Origin of the sequence: Streptomyces sp. NPDC058198 (assembly GCF_042882605.1) — a bacterium.
Classification (GTDB): domain Bacteria; phylum Actinomycetota; class Actinomycetes; order Streptomycetales; family Streptomycetaceae; genus Streptomyces.
Genome location: NZ_JBHVVP010000002.1, coordinates 414,331 through 434,492 on the forward strand (window position 1 = coordinate 414,331; position 20,162 = coordinate 434,492).

15 protein-coding genes are annotated in these 20,162 nt (G+C 71.2%); 9 read left to right on the top strand and 6 right to left on the bottom strand.

The genetic code is table 11. From position 1 onward, the window contains the following. The first annotated feature begins 118 nt into the window (after positions 1-118). A complete protein-coding gene (locus ACFVWW_RS10355; RefSeq protein ID WP_386877182.1) occupies positions 119-1,963 on the top strand; it encodes a BTAD domain-containing putative transcriptional regulator in 1,845 nt (614 codons plus the stop codon). Between the two features lie 56 nt (positions 1,964-2,019). Here ACFVWW_RS10355 and ACFVWW_RS10360 read toward each other — a convergent pair whose 3' ends face one another. The 6 genes from ACFVWW_RS10360 to ACFVWW_RS10385 all read right to left on the bottom strand — a co-directional run bounded on the left by ACFVWW_RS10360 (position 2,020) and on the right by ACFVWW_RS10385 (position 10,146). Further along, positions 2,020-2,937 (bottom strand): 4'-phosphopantetheinyl transferase family protein, encoded by a 918-nt coding sequence (locus ACFVWW_RS10360; protein WP_384179215.1) that lies wholly within the window; start codon positions 2,935-2,937, stop codon positions 2,020-2,022. 321 nt (positions 2,938-3,258) lie between these two features. Beyond that, the gene (locus ACFVWW_RS10365; RefSeq protein WP_386877185.1) at positions 3,259-6,246 is read right to left on the bottom strand and encodes a BTAD domain-containing putative transcriptional regulator; all 2,988 of its coding nucleotides are present in this window, start codon (positions 6,244-6,246) and stop codon (positions 3,259-3,261) included. Between the two features lie 828 nt (positions 6,247-7,074). Beyond that, positions 7,075-7,692, bottom strand: a complete 618-nt coding sequence (locus tag ACFVWW_RS10370) for a hypothetical protein (protein ID WP_386877187.1) — start codon at positions 7,690-7,692, stop codon at positions 7,075-7,077. Further along, the gene (locus ACFVWW_RS10375; RefSeq protein ID WP_384179221.1) at positions 7,689-8,945 is read right to left on the bottom strand and encodes an MAB_1171c family putative transporter; all 1,257 of its coding nucleotides are present in this window, start codon (positions 8,943-8,945) and stop codon (positions 7,689-7,691) included. Before ACFVWW_RS10375 ends, ACFVWW_RS10370 begins: the two co-directional genes overlap by 4 nt. 72 nt (positions 8,946-9,017) lie before the next feature. Next, the gene (locus tag ACFVWW_RS10380; protein ID WP_386877189.1) at positions 9,018-9,563 is read right to left on the bottom strand and encodes a toxin; all 546 of its coding nucleotides are present in this window, start codon (positions 9,561-9,563) and stop codon (positions 9,018-9,020) included. Between the two features lie 100 nt (positions 9,564-9,663). Further along, positions 9,664-10,146: a hypothetical protein gene (locus tag ACFVWW_RS10385; protein ID WP_386877191.1), complete on the bottom strand. Its 483-nt coding sequence runs from the start codon at positions 10,144-10,146 to the stop codon at positions 9,664-9,666. A gap of 468 nt (positions 10,147-10,614) precedes the next feature. On the opposite strand from ACFVWW_RS10385, the gene ACFVWW_RS10390 reads away from it, so the two are divergent. The 8 genes from ACFVWW_RS10390 to ACFVWW_RS10425 all read left to right on the top strand — a co-directional run bounded on the left by ACFVWW_RS10390 (position 10,615) and on the right by ACFVWW_RS10425 (position 20,099). Continuing rightward, on the top strand, positions 10,615-11,928 hold the full coding sequence (locus ACFVWW_RS10390; protein ID WP_386877193.1) for a PP2C family protein-serine/threonine phosphatase: 1,314 nt from the start codon (positions 10,615-10,617) through the stop codon (positions 11,926-11,928). Next, positions 11,925-12,998, top strand: coding sequence for a B12-binding domain-containing protein (locus ACFVWW_RS10395; protein ID WP_386877195.1), 1,074 nt, complete (start codon positions 11,925-11,927; stop codon positions 12,996-12,998). Before ACFVWW_RS10390 ends, ACFVWW_RS10395 begins: the two co-directional genes overlap by 4 nt. Positions 12,999-13,082: 84 nt before the next feature. Further along, complete coding sequence (locus ACFVWW_RS10400) at positions 13,083-13,604, top strand: hypothetical protein (RefSeq protein WP_386877197.1); 522 nt, start codon at positions 13,083-13,085, stop codon at positions 13,602-13,604. A 171-nt stretch (positions 13,605-13,775) separates the two neighbouring features. Then, positions 13,776-16,289: a Tox-REase-5 domain-containing protein gene (locus tag ACFVWW_RS10405; RefSeq protein ID WP_386877199.1), complete on the top strand. Its 2,514-nt coding sequence runs from the start codon at positions 13,776-13,778 to the stop codon at positions 16,287-16,289. 110 nt (positions 16,290-16,399) lie between these two features. Beyond that, entirely contained in the window at positions 16,400-17,146 is a 747-nt protein-coding gene (locus tag ACFVWW_RS10410; protein ID WP_384179234.1) for a hypothetical protein, read from the top strand. Between the two features lie 273 nt (positions 17,147-17,419). Beyond that, positions 17,420-17,608, top strand: a complete 189-nt coding sequence (locus ACFVWW_RS10415; protein WP_384179235.1) for a hypothetical protein — start codon at positions 17,420-17,422, stop codon at positions 17,606-17,608. A 209-nt stretch (positions 17,609-17,817) separates the two neighbouring features. Then, a complete protein-coding gene (locus ACFVWW_RS10420; RefSeq protein WP_386877200.1) occupies positions 17,818-18,732 on the top strand; it encodes a DMT family transporter in 915 nt (304 codons plus the stop codon). Between the two features lie 74 nt (positions 18,733-18,806). Then, the gene (locus tag ACFVWW_RS10425; protein WP_386877201.1) at positions 18,807-20,099 is read left to right on the top strand and encodes an MFS transporter; all 1,293 of its coding nucleotides are present in this window, start codon (positions 18,807-18,809) and stop codon (positions 20,097-20,099) included. Positions 20,100-20,162: the final 63 nt, after the last annotated feature.

The window sequence follows — 20,162 nt, forward strand, 5'->3', positions numbered from 1 at the left end:
TGCGTCTCCAGGCATAGGCCATTTCGATGCCGTTACCGAACGAATAACCCACGAATAGAGCCCCTGCATAGTTTCTGGAGCGAGCGAACGTTCGTATACGCCAGACGGGGGGTGCCGAATGGACTTCCGAGTCCTCGGCCCGGTTGAAGTTCACAAGGGTGGCGCAAGGGTCGCGCTGTCCGGCTCCAAGGTGCACACAGTCCTCGCGACCCTGCTGCTCGCCAGGGGACGCGTGGTGTCCGACGCGCGGTTGAATTCACTGCTGTGGGGGTGGGAGCCGCCGGCCACGTCCGGCGCGCAGATCTATACGTACATGTCGAGGCTGCGCAAGCTCCTCGGCGACGAGGTGAGCATCGAGCGCCGCCAGCCCGGCTATCTGCTCCAGGCGCCGGACAGCAGCGTCGACTTCCTGGAGTTCGAGCGGCTGGACAAGCTGGGCCGTGAGGCGCTGCGCAGACATCGGTACCGCGAGGCGGGCGCCCTCCTCACCGAGGCGCTCGGCCAGTGGCGCGGGCCCGCGCTCGCCAATGTCACAGAACATCTGGCCGACGCCGAGCTGCCGCAGCTGGAAGAGGCGCGGATGCACGCGCTGGAGAGCCGTATCGACGCGGACCTGGCGCTCGGCAGACACGAGCAGCTGACCGCCGAACTCACCGGTCTGGTCGCGCAGTTCCCGCTGCGGGAGAAGCTGCGGGCCCAGCTGATGACGGCGTTCTACCGCTGCGGGCGGCAGGGCGACGCGCTGCAGAGCTACTACGACGGCCGCGGCGTGCTCGCCGACCAGCTGGGCATCGACCCGGGCGAGGCGCTGGGCTCGACGTACCAGGCGGTGCTGGTCGGCAGTCTCGGACCGGGGCCGGGGGGCGAGGTCCGGCAGGGCGAGCCGACGGAGTACGACGGCGGCGGCCCGCCCATGATGCTGCCGCCGGACACCGACGACTTCATCGGACGCCAGGGCGAACTGACGGCTCTGCGCACCCAGCTGGCCCCCGCCGGGACCGGGCGAGGGCCGCGCTATCTGCTGGTCACGGGAATGACGGGGGTGGGCAAGACCGCCCTGGCGGTGCACGCCGCGCACACGAGCGCCGTGCACTTCCCCGACGGTCAGCTCTTCGCCGAGCTGGCGCGGCCCGACGGGGCGCCGAAGGGCCCTCGCGAGGTCCTCATCGGGCTGCTGCGCGGTCTGGGCGCCCTCGGCGCCGACGCCACCGGGAGCGCGGCGTACGACCGCAAGGACCTGGACGAACTGGTCCGTCTCTACCGCGCGCGGACCGCGGGCAAGCGGCTGCTGGTCGTGCTGGACGGAGCGGTCACCAGCCGGCAGCTGGACCCGCTGCTGCCGGGATCGCCCGAGGCCGTCGTGCTGATCACCAGCCGCGCGCGGCTGACCCGGGTGACGGGGGCGCGGACCACCGCACTCGCCCCGCTCGGGGACAGTCAGGCGTTCGACCTGCTGGCCTCCTTCGCCGGCGGCGCGCGGCTGCTGGCCGAGCCCGACGCGACGGACGACCTGCTCGCGTACTGCGCGGGACTGCCGCTCGCGCTGCGGATCACGGGCAGCAGGCTCGCGGCTCGCCCCTACTGGCCGGTGGCGCGGCTGGCGGCCAGGCTGGCCGACCCGGAGACCCGGCTGTCGGAGCTGTCCTTCGGCGGGCTGGAACTGCTCGGGTCGCTGCTGCCGTCGCTGCGACAGCTGCCGGAGCACACGGGGACCACGCTGATCCGGCTGGCCGGGATCGGCTCGGCCGCCTTCCCGGCGCAGCGCGCCGCGCGGTATCTCGGTATGCCGGAGGCGGCGGCGGAACAGCGCCTCGAACAGCTGGTGGACGGGGCGCTGCTCGACATCTGCGGCGTGGACCGGCAGGGGCGTCCGCTCTACCGCTTCCATGAACTGGTGCTGCTCTTCGGCGCGTCACTGGCGCGCGCGCAGTGCGAGCGGGCGGAGCCGTCGGCCGCTCGGTGAATCCGCCGGACGAATCCGCCGGACGAATCCGCCGAACGAATCCGCAGGATCATGGGTCACCGCGCGCCGGGAGAGTTCCGGCGCGCGGTGGAGCCGGCGGGGAGGTGCAGCCGCACGGGACCGTACGCCGCCGCGGTGTCCTCGGGCTGGGCGACGGCCGCCGCCATACGGTCGGACAGCTCCAGGTCCCGCACGATCCAGGTGTCCGTACGGCTCGCGTCCGTATCCGTCGTCCCGGGGCCGTGCCGCTCGGCGGTGTCCCGGTCGGCGGCGCCCAGGCCGGGGGCGGGGCCCGGCTGATCGGGACAGTGCATCCGTACCGTGCCGGACGTGGCCGGATAGGACTCGATCCGGTCCAGCTGGATGCCCTTGAGCCCGCGCCCCCTGGCCTTCACGACCGCTTCCTTCCGGGTCCAGCAGCGGTAGAACACCGCGTCGCGGGCGGGGCCGCGGGGGAGGGTCAGCAGATGGAGGCCCTCGTCCGCGGTGAGCCATGATTCGCTCAGCACATCCCGGCGTACGGGACGCAGCACCTCCGCGTCCACGCCGATCGCGGAGCCGGTGCCGGCGGCGAAGACTCCATGGCCCGCGGTACGCGCCAGGCTGATCGCCAGCGGCAGATCGGGCCGGCCCAGCCGGGGCGGACCGTGGCCGGGGTCGCCGCAGGCCGGACAGGTGCGCTGGTCGAGATCGATCTCCTCGGGCCCGACGCCGAGGAGCTTGCCCACCGCTCTGCGGGCCGCCGCCCTGGCGTGCACATAGGCCGCCGCGTCCAGCTCGGAGCGCAGACACAGGGCCTGCCGGAACTCCTCGGTGTTCAGCAGCGGGAGATCGGCGGGGTCGGTGCGCAGCGGCGGCCGCCACCACCAGATATTCGTCTCGCCGCAGGAGCGGAGCGCGCGGAACGCGGCCGCGGGGCTGTGCTCAGCCCCGCGGCCGCGGGCGTTTCGGGACAAGTTGTATGGCGGCGCCATGTGCCCTCTCTGTCCTCCGGACGGCAGGCTGCGTGGCGCGGACCGTACCGCTTCCCCATATCGCGGTTCTATTTTTCGGCGCCGGTGGTCAGTGCCAGCCCTCGTCACTGGCACCTAATACGGTGAGTCCGACGCGGCGGACGGTGACGGTATGAAGCGCGACGGTGTTGCGGACGTTCAGCATTGCGGCCCCCATGGTGGTGAAGTGTTCGCGATTGAAACTAGGCCGTGGGGGCTTCGGCTCATTATCGATCCGTTTTCGCTTCGCTGAGATGGTGATATCCGCGATACAGGTGGGGCAGCGCGGGGATCGTCATCCGGTCATTTTCCGTTGCTATCGCACGGCCCGCCGTCGACCGGGCCCCCTGACGGGCCCTCCTCCCCGTTCAGCAGCGAGAGCGCCACGGCCGCCCGCTCCACCCATTTCTGTACACCGATCCGGGTGAAGTCCCCCTGGGCGTCGTGAAGATGCTGCCGGGCGAGGGAGTGCTCGCCGCACTGCCTGCGGGCCTCCCCGAGGGCCAGTTTGATCTTTCCTTCCACCAGCGGGCTGTTGACCAGCGCGGCGACGTCGAGCGCGCGTACGAGCGTGGCCCGGGCCAGTCCCCAGGTGCCCGCGCCGAGCTGGGCCTCGCCGAGACCGAGGAGGCCGTGGGCCAGCCCGATCATGTCCGACTTGGCGCGGACGATCCGGATCATCCGCAGGAACGCCTCCTCGGCCAGGTCGTGCCGGTCCTGCGCGAGATACACCCGGCCCAGCCGGTGTGTGCCCAGGGCGACGCTGCGGGCGCCGCCTTCGCCGATGGCCTCGGAGACCCGGATCGACTCCTCGCTCAGCTTCCGTGCCGTGTCCGTACTGCCGCGGTCCAGCTCGATCTGCGCCATGTTGTTCAGCACATGGGCCTCCGAGGAGAGATCACCCACGGCGCGGAAGATCTCCAGGGCCTCGGCACTGCGTTCGGTGGCGGTCGTGAGCTCACCGCGCATCTCGTCGAGCATCGCCATGTTGCGCAGCACCAGGGCGCGGCCATGCTCCTCGCCGGCCTGTTCGTGGAGCGCGAGCGCCGCCGCGAAGAGGTCGTAGGCCGCCGAGAAGCTGCGCAGCCGCATCTCCAGCGCGCCCAGATTGTGCAGCATGGCGGCCTGGCCGCGGGCGTTGCCCGCCGCCCGGGTCGCGGCGAGCGCCCGCTCGCAGCACTCCCGCCAGTCGGCCAGGTAGTTGCGGGTCTCGAAGAGCACCACGACGGACGTGGTGAGATCCCAGGCGAGATCGTCCATGCCCAGCTCGGCCGCCTGGTCGACCACCGCGACCAGCGAGAGCCGCTCGGTCTCCAGCCAGTCCAGCGGGCCGGCCAGCAGCCCGGTGCTGAGCTCCGCGGGCAGGACATGGCGGGGGACCGCGCTGTGGATGATGCTGAAGTCACCGCCGTAGGCGCGCTGGTGGGCCAGCTCCGCCAGACCGAGGTAGGCCCGGAAGGCGCGTTCGCACGCGGCCCGCCGGTCGGCGGCGGTCTCCTCCTCCTCGGCGCGCTCACGGGCGAACAGCCGCAGCAGATTCTGGAACCGGTAGCGGGGGTGCCCGGTCGCGTCCAGTCCGACCACATCCAGGAACTGGGCGTCGACCAACTGCTCGATGAGCCGCTCCGCGTCGAGCAGATCGGTGTCCAGCAGCGCGGCGCCGATCCACGCGGAGAAGTCCGGTACGTCGAGCAGCCCCAGCCGCCGGTACAGCCGCGCCGTGTCCGGCGAGAGGCAGCGGTAACTCAGCGCGAAGCTGGCCCGTACCTGCGACTCGCCCTGGCTGAGCTCGTCCAGCCGCAGCCTCTCGTCGCTCAGCCGCCGCACCAGATGGGCCACCGTCCAGTGCGGCTTGGCGGCGAGCCGCGCCCCGGCGATCCGCAGGGCGAGCGGCAGCAGATCGCACAGCTCCACGAGCCGGGCCACGGAGGGCGGGTCGGCGGCGATGCGCTGTTCGCCGACGATCCGGCCGAGCAGCTCCACCGCCTCGGCCGCGGGCAGCCGCCCCAGGCGCACCCGGGCCCGCGGCGGCCAGGCGACCAGTTCGGACAGCTGCTCCCGGCTGGTGACCAGCACACAACAGCCTTCGCTGCTCGGCAGTAACGGCCGGACCTGGGCGTACGTACGCACATTGTCCAGCACGATCAGCACCCGCCGGTCGGCGAGCATGCTCCGGTAGAGGGCGGCCCGCTCCTCCGGCTCGGCGGGTATCTGCCCGGTGGGTACAGAGAGCGAGCGCAGGAAGCGGCCGAGGATCTCATCCGCGGTGGTCGGCTCGAGATGTTCGTCGTAGCCGCGGAGATCCGCGAAGAGCTGACCGTCGGGGAACCGCTCTGCGACGCTGTGCGCCCAGCGGATGGCCAGGCATGTCTTGCCGACCCCCGCCACTCCGGTGATCAGCCCCGTCGCCGGGCCGCGCAGCTCGGAACTCAGCCCCAGCAGCGCGCCGAGCTGCGCGAGTTCCTCCGTACGGCCGGCCAGTCCCGGCACGTCCGGGGGCAGTTCGAAGGGCTCTCCCACGGGCTTCGCGAGCAGCCGCGCGGCGGCGCCCGCGCCCTCCTGCTCGCCCCGGGCCAGCGACGGTTCGTCCTGGAGGATCGCGTTGTGCAGCTCGCACAGCGCGGGGCCCGGCTCCAGACCGAGCTCGTCGATGAACCACCGGCGCCCCTCCCGGAACGTCTCCAGCGCCTCGGCCCGCCGCCCGGACCGGTACTGGGCCGTGATCAGGTGATGGCGTGCCCGCTCGCGCAGCGGATGGTCGCGGACCATCGCGGCCAGGTCGGGAAGGATCTTCTGGTGGTTGCCGAGCTCCAGCTGCACGGAGGTCGCGTCCTCGTACGTGTTGAGCCTCAGCTCCTCCAGCCGGCGGGCCTCGTCCTCCACCGACTGGCCGGTCACCCCCGCCAGCGGCGGTCCCGTCCACAGCCGCAGCGCCTCCGTGTAGCAACGGGCCGCTTCGGTGTACCTGTTGTGCTGGACGGCGGACTCGGCCGCGGAGACGAGCTCCGCGAACTCCGCCGAATCGAGCCGGTGTGCGCCGATGTTGAGCAGATAACCCGGATGCGCCGTCGCGATGACTTCCTCGGTGATTCCCGCGGCCTTGAATGTCTTGCGCAGGGCCGCGATACAGATCGACACCTGCGTGCGCGCCGTGGCGGGTGGACGCCCGTCCCACACCGCGTCGATAAGCGTGTTGACCGAGACGATCCGGCCCGGGTTGAGCAGCAATAACACCAGGATGGTCCGGTGCCGAGGCCCCCCGATATGAGCCTCCTCGGTTCCGGAGGACACGGCCAGGGGTCCTAAAATCCGGAAGCTCAACCGCTTCTCCATATCCCCCCTTGATCCCCCGTCGGTGAAGCGATTGATCGTTATTCCGTATGCCTGGGGCATCGTCCCCGCCGTCCGCTGAGCGCTCCCGACCGGGAATGATCTCCCGGGGGATCGCTGAAGGGCAGTGCAGGAAAAGACATCGCGAACCGGTCGACATCCCCGATGTCCGTCATGAATCGCACGATACGGCGGCAGCGAGCGCTACCGTGCAGTAAAGGCCAACTCGCCCGCCGGTGGCCGATTATGAGCGTTCGCGCAGCGGATGACCGGTCGTGCCACCCGTCTCGCGGTCCGTCCCGTCCTGACAACGGGACTCTCCGCACCCGGCTTCAAGCCGAGGAACTCAACGCCCGGCCCCCGCCGCCCGCTGAGCCGCCTTGCCCCGCCCCGGACTACTCCTGAAAACAACACGCGCCGGTGGCGGACCGCTCCCCTGAATTCGCGGCCGGCCGGACGGTCAGTGGCCCCATGTGAAACTTGTTCATCTTTTCCCCCTGCGCTGAGTGGTCAACACTTCATCGCGTGATCAGAACCAACCATGCTATGAGGAAGTGAAGAAGCGGGGGAGATTTGAACGGAATGTGGCGCAGGTCACTTTTGAAGTACTGAGCAGGGAAAGCGGAGCAAAAAGTTCCCTGATACCGCTCGCATTGCCCCGCCCGACGCCTCATGAATTCCCGTTACGGAACCGGATACCGGCGGTCCTCCTTACGCGGAGCCCTCGTACGCGACGCGGAGCCCTCGTACGCGACGCGGAGCCCTCGTACGCGCGTCGGGTCGGACGCATCAGACGAACAGGAACGCCGTCGCGGTGGCGGCGCCGAGGGTGGCTCCGGCGATGGTCTGGGCGACGGTGTGGTACGTCAGCGCGACGCGGGACCAGCAGACCGCGGCGGTCAGGGCGTAGGCGAGCAGCCACCAGGGGGAGTGCACCGCGGCGAGCTGTGCCACGACGGCCGAGGCGACCGCGGCGTCGACCGAGATCTTCCAGACGGTGTTGACGGTCAGGAGGAGGACGGTCATCGCCCAGAGGGCGAGCATCGTGACGAGGATGCCTGTGGGGGCGTGGCCGAGGACCATGATGACGGAGCCGGCGCCGATGGAACCGAGGATGACGAAGAAGATCGGTGCCCGCTTGGCGCGGTCGACGACGTGCCGGTCGCCCCACGTTCCGCGCTTGCGCTCCCATTCGATGTAGCCGGCGGGGATGATCCCGGCGCACAGGGCGGCGAGAAGGCCCCACGGCAGACCGGTCCAGTCACCCGCGGCGGCCAGGCCGATGCCGAGCATGCCGAGCAGCAGGACGTTGCGGGGCTGGAGGACGTCGGTGGTGACGCGGGCCGCCGTGGTGGCGCGGGCCGGCGCGCCGGTGGAGTCGGTGGGGGTGGGGTTGGTGGTGCTCACGCTGTCTTCTCCATGGACTTCAGGACGTCCAGGACATGCCGGGTCCGGTCGTCGGTGATCGTCTTGTACGCGGCCGCCACCCGTACCAGCCAGGCGACCTCGTCGTCCTGGTCGGTGGCGTGCTGCGGCTCGATGGCCGCGGCCTTGCCTGCGGGCGTGCCGTCGGCCTTGGCGGTGAGGGCGGCCTTGATCCAGTAGGCGTCGGCAAGCGGTCCCGCCTCCGCGGGATCGCCGGAGTCCGCCGCCGCGGCTTTCTTGGCGGCTGTGAGCAGGCTGTCGGGCACGTAGTGCCGCAGTTTCTCGACCGCGTCGGCGATATCGGCGGTCCACCGGTCGACGGCGAGGTCGGCGGGGGTGTCGAAGCGGGTCAGTTCGCGGGGCAGCGAAGCCGGCGGTTCGAAGGGCTGGTCGGGGAAGGCCGTCATCAACTCGCGCCACAGGTGGTGCAGTTCCGCCTGAGCCCGCCACAGTTTCGCGCGGCGCCAGCCCTTCTGGAAGGCGGGGATGGACGCGCCGACCGCGAAGAAGGCGAACAGCACGAGCTGCGCGACCTCGGTGATCTCGTCGAAGGTGAGCGCGAAGGCCCTGCTGGGCTGGTCGGCGACGCTGACCCACATGAACAGGGTCCGGCTGACGGTGTAGCCGACGCCGATGAACATGGCGAACGTCATCATGCCGAGGCCCACGCGCAGATGACGGAGTTCGGCGTCGGCGGTGGCCAGGGCCCACTGGTAGGCGCAGACGGCGGAGGCGGCGCCCAAGTAGAGGTAGAACACGCTCATGTAGAGGGTGGCGCCCCATTGACCCGCGTGGTCGGAGACGAAGCGGTCCGAGGGGACGGAGCGGTCGACCACGGTGAAGAAGAGCACGGTCAGCAGGATCAGCGTGGCGACGGACGCCTTGGCCGCCACCTGCTGGATCACGCGGGCGAACCGGACGTGCCGGGGCACGTTCCCGTCGTCGGGGTACTGGCCGTAGATGGCGACGATGTAGCTGAGGATCGCCAGGATCGCGATGGTCGCCGTGTAGTGCTTGATCAGCACGGAGAGGTCGGTGACGGGGCTGTTGTTGAGCCCTGTCCGTACGATTCGGGTCTTCGTCCACAGGGCGACGGCGAATCCCGCGTAGCAGCCCCACAGGGCTCGGCGACGCTTGTCTTCTTCATCGCCCCAGAGCGCGTCCGGCATCCGCCACAGGGCGACAGCGGTCATCAGGGCGGCTATGAGGTAGCCGGCGAGGTCGAGGGGGGTCACGGGGAGATTCCTTGCGGTGGGGGGATTCCTTGCGGAATGTCGTGGGGGATCTCTGGGGGAATTTCTTGTGGGCTACGAACGGCGGAAGAAGCCGCGACGCCGGTGAGCGACGGGGCGGGAGAGGGAGTTGACCAGGCGTCCGACCATGTCGTCGCTGGTCATGTCCCTGGCCATACGGGGGATGAGCGAGGCGCCGAACTCGGCCACCCGCTCGTCGTGGGTGTCGTACTGCGCGCGGGCCTGGATCGTGCCGCCGGACGTGAGCACCCGGGTGATCAGCGAGGTGTCGAAGACGGGCAGCAGGCGCCGGAGCTGGTCCCCGTCGAGGGTGGTGCCGTGGTCGAACCACTCGTGGCACAGCTCGTGCAGGATGACGTGCTGGGTCTGATAGGCGGTCGGGCGCCGGCGGTAGAGGACGATGCTGGTGTCACCGGACGCGAGGCGCAGGCCGCAGGCGGCGTTGACGCGGGCCAGTTCGTCGGGCAGCTCATGCAGCACGATGGTCCTGCCGCGGGCCGCTTCCATGTTCGCCACCAGCCCCGCGATGTCGAACGGGGCGGGGATGGGCAGGTCGGCCAGTCCGGCTTCGCACTCTCTCCGCAGCTCGCGCAGGGACATGGAGACCTCTTGATCGTCTAGATCGTCGTCATGCGTGCGGTGATGCGTGCGGTGACATGCCGTCAGTGGATTCTACCCAACAGTGACGAACACGCGTTCGTTACGGTCCCGGTTCCGGTTCCGCCTCGGATTCCGGCTCCCCGCCGTCGGCGCTCTTCCCGGCGTTCTTCCCGGCCTTGGCGTCCTCCAGCAGGGAGAGCGCGAACTTCAGCAGCTCCGGCGGGAGTCCTTTGTCGTCGAGGCCACGGCCGGCCACGCCGCTGATCTCTCCCGTACGCCGCTTCGCGAGGAACTGAAGGCCGGCGACGACATCGTCGACGACCTCGGACTCCTCCTTGAAGAAGCGCCAGTCCACGCCGAAGCCCAGGCCGAGGGCGCGGAGGATGTCCTCCGACGGATGGGTGACCTTCCCGGCGAGGATGTTCGAGAAGTAGCTGTGCGAGAGGGAGCCGCCCCGCTCCTTGACCAGGTCGGCGAAGACCCGTCCCGAGATCTTCTGGCCGGGGAAGGTCTTCTCCACCATGTACTCGACCTTCTGCTGCAAGGTCTTCAGCTCTGGCGTGCGCTCTTCGCCGTTGTCCATCCAGGCCCCCACGTTCACGTCCGCCGCAGGCGTACTCGTCCGAGCTGCGCGGTGTTCGACTAGGTCAACGGACCCGTACTGTAACCGGCCCTGACGCGGAAGCCCCGGTGCCGGCCCCGAAACGGATCATCCTGCTGCGAGGTCAGGATTGGGCTTGCGTAAACACTCTACGTCACTGTTAACTCGAAAAAACACGGGCAGGGGGCCACGAGGGGAGTCCCCTGCCCGTGTGGGAAGTGATCAGTGCCGCCTGGAGGAGTAGCCCTTCGCGACGGGGGATGCGCGAAGGGCTACCCCCACATTATGACCCCTGCGGGATCGGGCGGCGGAGCGTAGCGTGCGAGGGAGGAGGCCTTCGGCAGCACAGGGGCGGGAGAAGCGGCGGTCGGCGATGGACATCCTGGTGCGCACGGCCGCGCGGCGCCCCCGTGGAACGGCGCTGCCCGGCGAGGACGCGAGCCGCCGCCGATGACGGGCGGCGACCGCGAAGACGACCGCGAAGGCGACCGTGAAGAGGCCCCGGTCCCTGACCGGTCGGCCTTCCTGGAGCAGGCGGGCCGGCGGCTGGGGGCGTCCCTCCACCACGGCCGGACGCTGCGCACCGTGGCGTGGCTCGTGCTGCCGCTCCTGGCGGACCTGGCCGTCGTCGTCCTGCCGGTGCGTGGCCGGCGTACGTCCTGGCACCGGGCCGGGCCCGGCGACACGGAGGAGTCGGGGCAGGTGCCGGCGGAAGCGCTGGAGCGTGCGCCGCGGGTCGCGGACGCGGTCTCCGGCGTACAGGCGCGCGCGGCCGTCCTGCCCGCGCGCGAACTGGACGGGCTCGACGGCGCCCTGCCACCGGACCTGGACCCGGGCGCGCAGGCGCTGGTGGTCCAGCTCTCCGGCAACGGAGTGTCGTCGGGTGCGCTGATCCTGGTCCGCGGGCCTGAGCGGCCCGGCTTCCGTGATCCCGACATCGAGCTGGCGCGGCAGTACGCCGCCCGGGCCGGCCTCGCGCTCGCCACCGCCGCCCTCTACTCCCAGCAGGCGGAGACCACCGCCGTCCTCCAGGCGAACCTGGCGCCCGCGCCGCTGCCCGCCGTCGACGGCGTCAGGCTCGGAGGCGCCTACCGGCCCGCCGCACACGCGCCCCGCATCAGCGGCGACTTCTACCACGTCGCCGCCCGCCCTGATGACGGCGTGTCGTTCTTCTTCGGAGACGTGTGCGGGAAGGGCGCCGAGGCGGCGGTGCTGGCCGGGCTGGTGCAGCAGACCTTGCGCACCCTGGCGCTGACGGACTCCGAACCCGTACGCGACCTGAGGCTGCTCAATCAGCTGCTGCTCGGCGAGGAAAGCCGCTTCACGACCCTGGTGACCGGCTCCGCCCGGCCGGCCCCCGACGGCGGACTGACCGTGGTGACCGCGGGCGGCGGCCACCTTCCCCCGCTGATCCTGCGCCACGACGGCCGGGTCGAAGAGGTCACGATCGACGGCACGCTGGTCGGCGTCCTGCCGGAGCCGGTCTTCGACCGGACCGAGTCCCACCTCGCCCACGGAGAGCTGATGCTGCTCTACAGCGACGGGGTCACCGAGGCGCGCGGCGGTCCGACCGGGTACGAGTGGTACGGCGACGAACGCCTGGCCCGCACACTGGCCACCTGGTGGGGTATGCCGGCCGGCGCGGTCGCCGAGCGCGTGGAACTCCTCACCACCCAGTGGCTGGGCGGCCGCCCGCACGACGACATCGCCGTACTGGTACTCCAGGCCCCGCCGTGCCCGCGCCGCCGGGAGGACGCCCCATGAGTGAGGCACGCACCGCGATCACCGACGACGTCCGCGCCGTCTTCGACGCTCACCTCGGCCACGCCGACGAGGAGGCCGCCGTCGCCCTGACCCTGCGCCTGCTGCGGGAGGGCGTGAGCCCGGAGGAGATACTGCTCGGGTTGGTGGCCCCCGCTCAGGTGGCGGTCGGTGTCCGGTGGGCGTGTGATGAATGGAGCGTCGCGCAGGAGCACGCGGCCACCCACATCAGCGAGCGGGCCGTCGCCGCCCTCGCCGCCGCGACCCACCTCCCGGCCCCGGCGGCTTCGAGCGGCGCCGCGAGCGCCGGCGACGTGGTGGTGACCTGCAGCGACGGCGAATGGCACACCCTGCCCGCCCGCATCCTCTCCGAGGTGCTGCGGCTGCGCGGCTACCGCGTGCGATTCCTCGGCGGCCACGTCCCCGCCGCCCAGCTCGTCTCCGACCTCCACCAGCACGGTCCTGACGTGGTCGCGCTCTCGTGCACCCTGCCGGTGCGGCTGCCGCTCGCGTACCGCCTCATCCAGGTGTGCCACCGGGCCGGCGTCCCCGTCCTCTGCGGCGGCTCGGGCTTCGGCCCGGACGGCGTGTGGGCCCGCGCCCTGGGCGCGGACCTCTACGCGGCCGACGCCGCCGGCGCCGACACGCTGCTGCGCCACCGCTGGCCGCCACCCCTGACCGGCGAGCCGTCCGTCGACGCCCGCTCCACCGAGGCGTACGCGGAACTCGCCCGACGCCGCTCCGAACTGCTCGGACACGTGGTGGCCCGCCTGCACGACCGCTTCCCCGCCATGCGCCATCCCACCGACCAGCAGTACGAGGCCACCACCGAGACCCTCGGCCATCTCCTGGACTCCCTGGCCGCGGGTGTCTTTGTCGACGACCCGCGCGTCCTTACCGGCTACCTCTCCTTCTGCGTCGACTTCCTCGCCGCCCGCTCCGTGGACCCCGAGCGCCTCCGCACGGTGCTGGAAACCCTCTCCGAGCTGCTGCCCGGCCGCCCGCTGATCCTCAGCCACCTGGCCGTGGGACAACGATGGCTGGACGCCCCGGCCGAAGGCACCGCCAACTGACCGGCGCAGGTACGAAGGGATCCGCCCGGCGTGCTGTTACATCTCTCGAAGCGGAATGATTTCTTCCCCTTGGGAGGTGGCGCCTTGCCCGACAGCCCCGGCGTTCCCGCGCCTCCTCCCGGCCGACGCGACGAGCCCTTGCAGCGGCTGCTGTTCGGCGGTGTGTACGGAACGGTGCTCGCCAGTGGGCTGGCGGCCGCCCTGGATCACAACAGCGGGCGGCCGGATCCCGGCTACGACGCGGTGTGGGTGCTGGTCACGGCGCTGGCGTCGGCGGCGGCACACGGCTACGCCCATGCCATCGCCCACCGTACGGCCGGCGAGGCGACGGTCACCGCCGGCACCGCGCGGTCGGTGCTGACCGAATGGCCCCTGGTGGCCGCGGTGCTGCCGACGGTGGCGGCGCTGCTCGGCGCGTACGCGGGGTGGTGGGGGGAGACCGGCGCGATCAACGTCGCCCTGACCATCAACACCGTGGCGCTGTTCGGCTGGGGGCTGTGGGCGGCGCGGGTGGCGGGACGGCGCTGGCCGGCGGCGTGCCGGGCCGGTGGCGTGGACGTGCTGCTCGGGCTGTTCATCGTCGGAGCGAACGTACTGAGCAAGTAACTTCCCGTACCTCGACGACGCTTCCGCCGCCCCCACCGATCCGCAGCCCTCGCCCCACAAGCCGCCATTGGGCCCAAAGTTGGGCCCTGGAGCCCACGACGCCGCATGGGGCCCAGCCCTAGAGTGAATGGCTTTCACTTTGCTTACCGGCAAGGCTGGTTGGGGGACCGCATGTCTGCGTTCGGTGGGATATCCGCTTACGGAGGCGCCGTTCCGGCGCAGGGTGGCGGGCGGCGGCCGTTGCCGCGTCCGCTCGCCGTGGCCCGGGTATTGCTGCATGTCCTGTTCGGGGTCACGGTGGTGGGCGGGCTCGGCCTGTTCGGCTCCGCGCTCGCCGCGGGTGCGATGGGTGGCCGGCTCCTCGGCCTCGCGCTGTACGCCGCCGCGCCCGGAGTCGTGGCCTGGCTGCTCGCGCGCCGTGTATGGACCGGTGGCACGGGCGTCTGGTGGAGCCTGATCGCCGTACAGGTATGGCTGATCCTCGGTGGTCTGTCCAACATCGGTGACGGGTCCGGGCACGGCTTCACCCAGCTGTTCCTGCCGGTGCTGATCCTGCTGTTCCTCACCCGGGCGGCGAGCCGCGAGTGGTTCCGGCTGCCGCGCGGCGAGCGGGAGGAGAAGCCCGCCTTCTCCCTTCCTCACATGATCACCTGGCGGCGCGACCGGGGACAGACCGCCGTCGAGTACGTGGGGATGATCACGATCGTCGCGGCGATCATCGTGGCGCTGGTCGCGGGCGGCATCGGTGGTCGTATCGGGGACGGCATCCGCTCCGCGATCTGCTCCGCCACGGGCACGGCCTGCCCGTCGCCCGGTGACGACAGCGGAACGGTCGAGGCGGGCGGGGACCAGGACCCGGGCGAGGCGGACGCGGGTGGCGCGGACGCGGGTGGTACGGACGCGGGCTCCAGCGAGACGGGCGGCACGGACGGATCCGGCGGTACGGACGGCGACACCACCGGCGGGACCAACGGCGGTACCGCCAGCATCGGCGGCGCGACCGGCAGCGGCGGTACTAACGGCTCCGGCGACACCACGGATACGGGCGATTCCACCGGCACCGGCACCGGCACCGGCGACGGCGACGGCGACACGACCGGGGCGGGCGGCTCCGTCGGCGGACCCGGTGACTCCACCACGGGTGGTTCCACCGGCGGGAGCGACACCTACCCCGAGACCGGCGTCGAGCCCGAGGCCGAGTACGACGACACCCCCTCGGCGACCGAGGAAGAGTCCGGCGAGTCCGGCGGCGGTGACGGCGGGACCGAGGGCGGCGGCGGGGGAGAGAAGGCCGACAAGGAGGACTGCGGCGGCTGGGGCTTCGTCGGCTGTGCCTGGGACCGCGGCACTCAGGTCGTCAAGGGCGTCTTCGTCGACGGCATCTGGGGTGATGTCACCGGGATCGTCGACCTCGTCAAGCCCGAGACCTGGTCCGGCATGGCCGACTACGGCGGCCAGCTCGGCGACCAGTGGATGGAGGACTCCAAGGGCGCCGTCGACAAGTTCAAGGACGGCGACTACCTCGGCGCCCTCGGCGACTGGGGCGGCGCCTCGGTCAACACCGTGGTGAAGGTCGGCGACGACGTGTTCGTCGGTGACGAGGTGCGCGAACGCTGGGACAACGGGGAGAAGACCCGCGCCGCCACCGACGTCGTCTGGAACATCGGATCCCTCTTCATCCCCGGCTACGACGTCGCGAAGGTCGTCGGCAAGGTCGGCAAACTCGGCAAGCTGGGCAAGATCGCCGAAGAGGTGGCCGAAGCCGCGGCGGACGCGGGCGACGCCGCGCGCCGGGCCCGTAAGGCCGCGGAAGCCGGCGACGTGGACGGCGCCAGGAAGGCGGCGAAGGAGGCCGACGAGGCGGCGGACAAGGCCGAGGATCAGGCCCGTAAGACCGGCTGCGCCATCGCCTCGGGACCGGTCCCGCGCCATGGGTTCACCGGCGTCGGCGGATCGGGGACCGGGGTGCTCGCCGGAGGATCCCCCGGCCGGGTGATCCTCGCCGAGGACGGCTGCGACACGGAGGCCGCGGCCAAGGCGAAGGAGGCCCGCGAGCAGGAACGGGCCGCCCATCTGGAGCAGAAGCGGGCCGAGGAGCCCGATCGCGCGGCCAAGGCCGAGCTGGAGAAGAAGAAGTGGCCCACGCCCGAGCACGGCGACACCTCCGACCCGCGCAACTACAACGCCCCCGACTGGGCCGACGACCTGAACTCCCCGGAGCTCGGCTCCGCCGACAAGGGCGACGGCTTCTGGGCCGGCCGCGACCGTAACCCCAAGCCCAACTGGAAGAACGAGTCCTGGCTCCGCTACCAGGAGCAGGTCACGGGCACCGTGCGCGGCAAGGAGTACGTCGTCCCGCACCCGAAGGAGGGCAAGCCGGCCGTGGAGTACGACGGCTGGGACTCGAACCGGCAGACGTTCCTGGAAGCCAAGAACGGCTACGAGAGCTACCTCTCCAAGACGGAAAAGGGCGCGCTCACCGACTCCGGCAAGCAGAAGTTCATCGACGAGGCGACGCGGCAGGTCGAGGCCTCCGGCGGCCGTGCCATCGAATGGCACTTCTCCAACCCGGAGGTGGCCAAGGCCGCCCGCAAGGCGTTCCGCGAGAAGGAGCTGCCGATCAAGGTGGTCGAAACCCAGCAGAAGCCGGCCGGCGGTCCCAGGAAGCCCGAGGCGTTCGACTAAAGCGTGTGACTCGGGCGTGTCCGCCGGGCACACCTGGGCCCGGTAGTGGCTGGACTAGGGTGACAGCGGGCCGGGCCGTACCGGAGGACGAGAGGCTACGGAGGCAGGACATGCGACGTGTGGTGCGGGGCTTCTGGGGCCCCCGGCAGGAGTCGGTCGAGGCGCTGGCCGGACGCTGGAAGCTGACTCTGGACCAGCTCGCCGAGCTTCTCCCGGCGGCCGGCTCCGGTGCGGCTTCCGGTTCCGGCTCCCGGGCCGGCGCGGGCGAGGCCTGGACGTGGCGGAACGTACCCGCGCCCGGGCCCGCCGCCGATCTGCGGACGGACGAGGCATCGCTCCTCGCCGCCCTCCGCGCCGCGCAGGCGGCCGACGACTGGTCGGACCGTACCGGCTGCGGACTGCGGCTCGTCGCCGCGGGCGCGCCTGGCTGGAAGATCGAGGTCAGCGGCCGGGCTGGCGGCACCCCGGAGATCCTGCTCCAGTCGATGGTGATCGGCATCAGCTCGCCGGACGGAGCCGAGATCCCCGACGCCGAACTCCTCACCGTCCTCGCCGACGTGTGGGAGCCCGACTTCGGCGGCGTGACCGACGACGACGTGCTCGACGCCCTGGAGGACGACGCCGGGTTCGTCGTCGGCGAGCCCTCCGTCGGCTGGGTCGGCTATCTCTCCCCGGCGCGCGCGGCGCTGCTGCCCGACGGCATGACGGCGGCCTGCAAGGAGCTGCGCGGCGGCGGCGTACTCCTCGACATCGCGCGCCGCGGCGACGTCGACGGCGTGGTCCAGGCATATCTGCGGCTGCGGGAGGCCGGGGCGCTGCGGCCGCTGCCGCGCCCGATGGACCGGGCGACGCTGTGACCGCCAGGGCCGGGGAGACCTTCGAGACCGGCCGGGCCGTATCCGACATCGAGGCGCTGCTCGCCGGGCCCCTGCCGGTGACCGGGCCGACGGTCGGCGAGGGGGAGCCGGACACGGGCGAGTGGACCGCGACCAGCGGCGAGGGCTTCCGGATCATCCCGCTCTGGGAGAACGACGGCCTCGTAGGGGTGTACGGGCCCGAGTGGGAGGCGGCGGAGGAAGCCGCCGACGGCCATCTCGCCGCTCTCGTCAAGGAATTGGACCGCCGGTGGGGTGCCCACCGGCAGGTGTCCATGCGGGTGCCGCTCTTCCGGAAACTGGCGGGCGAGTCCATGCCGCCGCTGTTCCAGGCGCTGTGCGACGAGGACTGCTACGGCGATCTGGCGGTGTGGGGCCCGGTGGCAGACGGCGGCCGGTGGGTCGCGGTCTCCGTCAACCAGAGCGACGGCGACGCCCCGATGATCCTGACCGCCGTCGCCGGCGACCGGCCGATCATCGAACTGGACGATCAGTCATGAGTCTGTAGCACCCGATCAATCCTGTAGCTGCGGTTAAAGGTATGTGCAGCACTTTTCGCTTGTCCTGTCAGTTCGTTGCCCGGCACTGTTCATACCGGACGGCGAAGAGGGAGGCGCGGAGTGATCGGTGGCGGACGTGGGTCTTTGCTACGCATGGGCGTCCTCGCCCTGCTGTGGGGATCGACCTTTCTGTGGATCAAACTGGCCCTCAACCACGGCCTGTCACCGCTGCACATCACCGTCATCCGCTGCGCGCTGGGCGCGGGTGTACTGCTGGCCCTGAGTTACGCCGCGCGTAAGCGCCTCCCGCGCGACCGTACGACCTGGCTCCAGCTCGTCGTGGCCGCTTTCTTCTGCAATGCCCTGCCGTTCTTCCTGTTCAGCGTCGGCCAGCGGACCGTCGACTCCGGAGTGGCCGGCGCCCTGAACGCCACAACTCCTCTGTGGTCGCTGATGATCGGCGTCGCGATCGGCACGGAACGCGGGCTTCGTCCGGTCCGGGCGGCCGGACTCCTGCTCGGATTCGCGGGTACGTTGCTGATCTTCGCGCCGTGGCAGCGGACCGTACTGCTGAGCTGGGGTGCCCTCGCGCTCCTCGGGGCGGCGGCGAGCTACGCCGTGGCCTTCGCCTATATGGGACGTACGCTCACGGGGAAGAGCACGGCCCCCCTCGCACTCTCCGCGGCCCAGCTCGTCACCGCGACGGGATTGAGCGCGCTGGCCCTGCCCGCCGGCGGCCCGTTGCTGGTACCTCTCACCGTGACGGCGGTGGTCGCCGTCGCCGTCCTGGGGATCTTCTGCACCGGATTCACCTTCTACCTCAACTACCGGCTCATCGCGGACGAAGGGCCGACCAACGCCGCCACCGTCGGATACCTGCTGCCGGTGGTCTCGGTGGCGCTGGGCGCGCTCGTGCTCGGCAAGAAGGTCGGCCTCCGCGTTGTCGCGGGGATGGTTGTGGTGCTGGTCGGTGTGGGGATGACGCAGTGGCGGAAGCGGACACCGACGCCGTTGGCTGCCGAGGGCCCGACACCGGCCGTGCTGGCACCCCGACCGACGGAGCCGTAGCCGCAGCCTTGCCGTAGCCACGCTCACAGCCGCACCACGTCGGCGCTTCGGATCAACCACCGGATGAACGGACCATGCAGCCCAACTCCCCTTGGCGGATAGCCGACTTCCGCATCCTGTTCACCGCGTCGGCCCTCAGTCAGCTCGGCACCAACGTCAGTTACGTCGCGGTGCCGCTCATCGCCGTATCCGCACTCGACGCGAGTCCCGGCCAGGTCGGTGCGCTCGCCACCCTGAGCACGGTGGCCTTTCTGCTCATCGGGCTGCCCGCGGGGGCGTGGGTGGACCGGATGCGCCATCGGCGGGTCCTGATCCTCGCGGACCTGACGCGGGCACTGCTCTTCGCCACCGTCCCGGTGGCCTGGTGGCTGGACGGCCTCACGCTCGGGCAGTTGTACGCGGTCGTCCTGCTGAACGGCTGCGCCACCGTGTTCTCCGATGTCGGCGCGCAGAGCGTGCTGCCCCAACTGGTCGCGCGCGACAGCCTCGTCCAGGCCAACGCCGATGTGAATACGCTCATGGCCGCGGGCAATGTCGCCGGGCGCGGCGCGGGCGGCGGGCTCGTCGCGCTGCTCACGGCGCCGGTGGCCGTGCTCTTCACCGCCCTGACCTTTCTGGGCTCGGCCCTCAGGCTCACCGGCATGCGCGCCACCCCGGCGCCGCCCGCGCCGCCCCCCGGCCGGGCCACCGGGATGGGGGCGCGGATCGCGGAAGGGGTGCGGCATGTCCTCGGCAACAACGAACTGAGGGCGCTCGCGCTCACCGCGGCCCTCGGGAATTTCGGCTCCCAGATCATCAACACCATGCTCCCGGTGGTGTTTGTCCGCGAACTCGGTTTCTCCGGCGGCGCGTTGGGGCTGTTCTGGGCGGTCGGCGGCGCGGGCCTGCTGCTCGGAGCGCGCTGCGCCCGGCCCGTGGCCGTACGTCTGGGCTATGGACGCACCCTCGGTCTGGCCGGCCTGTGCCTGGCGCCTGCCGGGCTGCTCGTGCCGCTCGTCGACCGGGGCCCCTGGCTCGTCCTGGCCGGGGCCGGCTGGCTGGTGGCCATGTTCAAGGTGGGCATGGACAACGTGCTCGGCGTCAGCCTGCGGCAGCGGATGACGGCGCACTCCCTCCTGGGCCGTATGAACGCCACCTTCCGTTTCCTGCTCACCGGCGCGCTCGCCATCGGCGCGGCGGTGTCCGGGGTGATCGGTGAGCTGACGACCGTCCACACCGCGCTCTGGGTGGGCGGCGCTTTCCTGTCGACCGCCTTCCTGCCGGTCTTCCTCTCCCCGGTCCGTACGCGGCGTGAACTGCCGGAGCAGCGGACTCAGGAGACCCCGGCGGCTCCGGCGGCTCCGGCTTCTCCGGCGGGGACGCCGTAGGAACGGCAGGTCCGCCGCGTGCGGACGTCCCGTACCATCGCGGCCGTGCACCGGCCTGTCCAC

What these genes read in the sequence shown, in the direction of transcription:
- ACFVWW_RS10355 (WP_386877182.1), top strand. Translation starts at nt 119, where the DNA reads ATGGACTTCCGAGTCCTCGGCCCGGTTGAAGTTCACAAGGGTGGCGCA.
- ACFVWW_RS10360 (WP_384179215.1), bottom strand. Translation starts at nt 2,937, where the DNA reads ATGGCGCCGCCATACAACTTGTCCCGAAACGCCCGCGGCCGCGGGGCT.
- ACFVWW_RS10380 (WP_386877189.1), bottom strand. Translation starts at nt 9,563, where the DNA reads ATGTCCCTGCGCGAGCTGCGGAGAGAGTGCGAAGCCGGACTGGCCGAC.
- ACFVWW_RS10385 (WP_386877191.1), bottom strand. Translation starts at nt 10,146, where the DNA reads ATGGACAACGGCGAAGAGCGCACGCCAGAGCTGAAGACCTTGCAGCAG.
- ACFVWW_RS10390 (WP_386877193.1), top strand. Translation starts at nt 10,615, where the DNA reads ATGACGGGCGGCGACCGCGAAGACGACCGCGAAGGCGACCGTGAAGAG.
- ACFVWW_RS10395 (WP_386877195.1), top strand. Translation starts at nt 11,925, where the DNA reads ATGAGTGAGGCACGCACCGCGATCACCGACGACGTCCGCGCCGTCTTC.
- ACFVWW_RS10405 (WP_386877199.1), top strand. Translation starts at nt 13,776, where the DNA reads ATGTCTGCGTTCGGTGGGATATCCGCTTACGGAGGCGCCGTTCCGGCG.
- ACFVWW_RS10410 (WP_384179234.1), top strand. Translation starts at nt 16,400, where the DNA reads ATGCGACGTGTGGTGCGGGGCTTCTGGGGCCCCCGGCAGGAGTCGGTC.
- ACFVWW_RS10420 (WP_386877200.1), top strand. Translation starts at nt 17,818, where the DNA reads ATGGGCGTCCTCGCCCTGCTGTGGGGATCGACCTTTCTGTGGATCAAA.
- ACFVWW_RS10425 (WP_386877201.1), top strand. Translation starts at nt 18,807, where the DNA reads ATGCAGCCCAACTCCCCTTGGCGGATAGCCGACTTCCGCATCCTGTTC.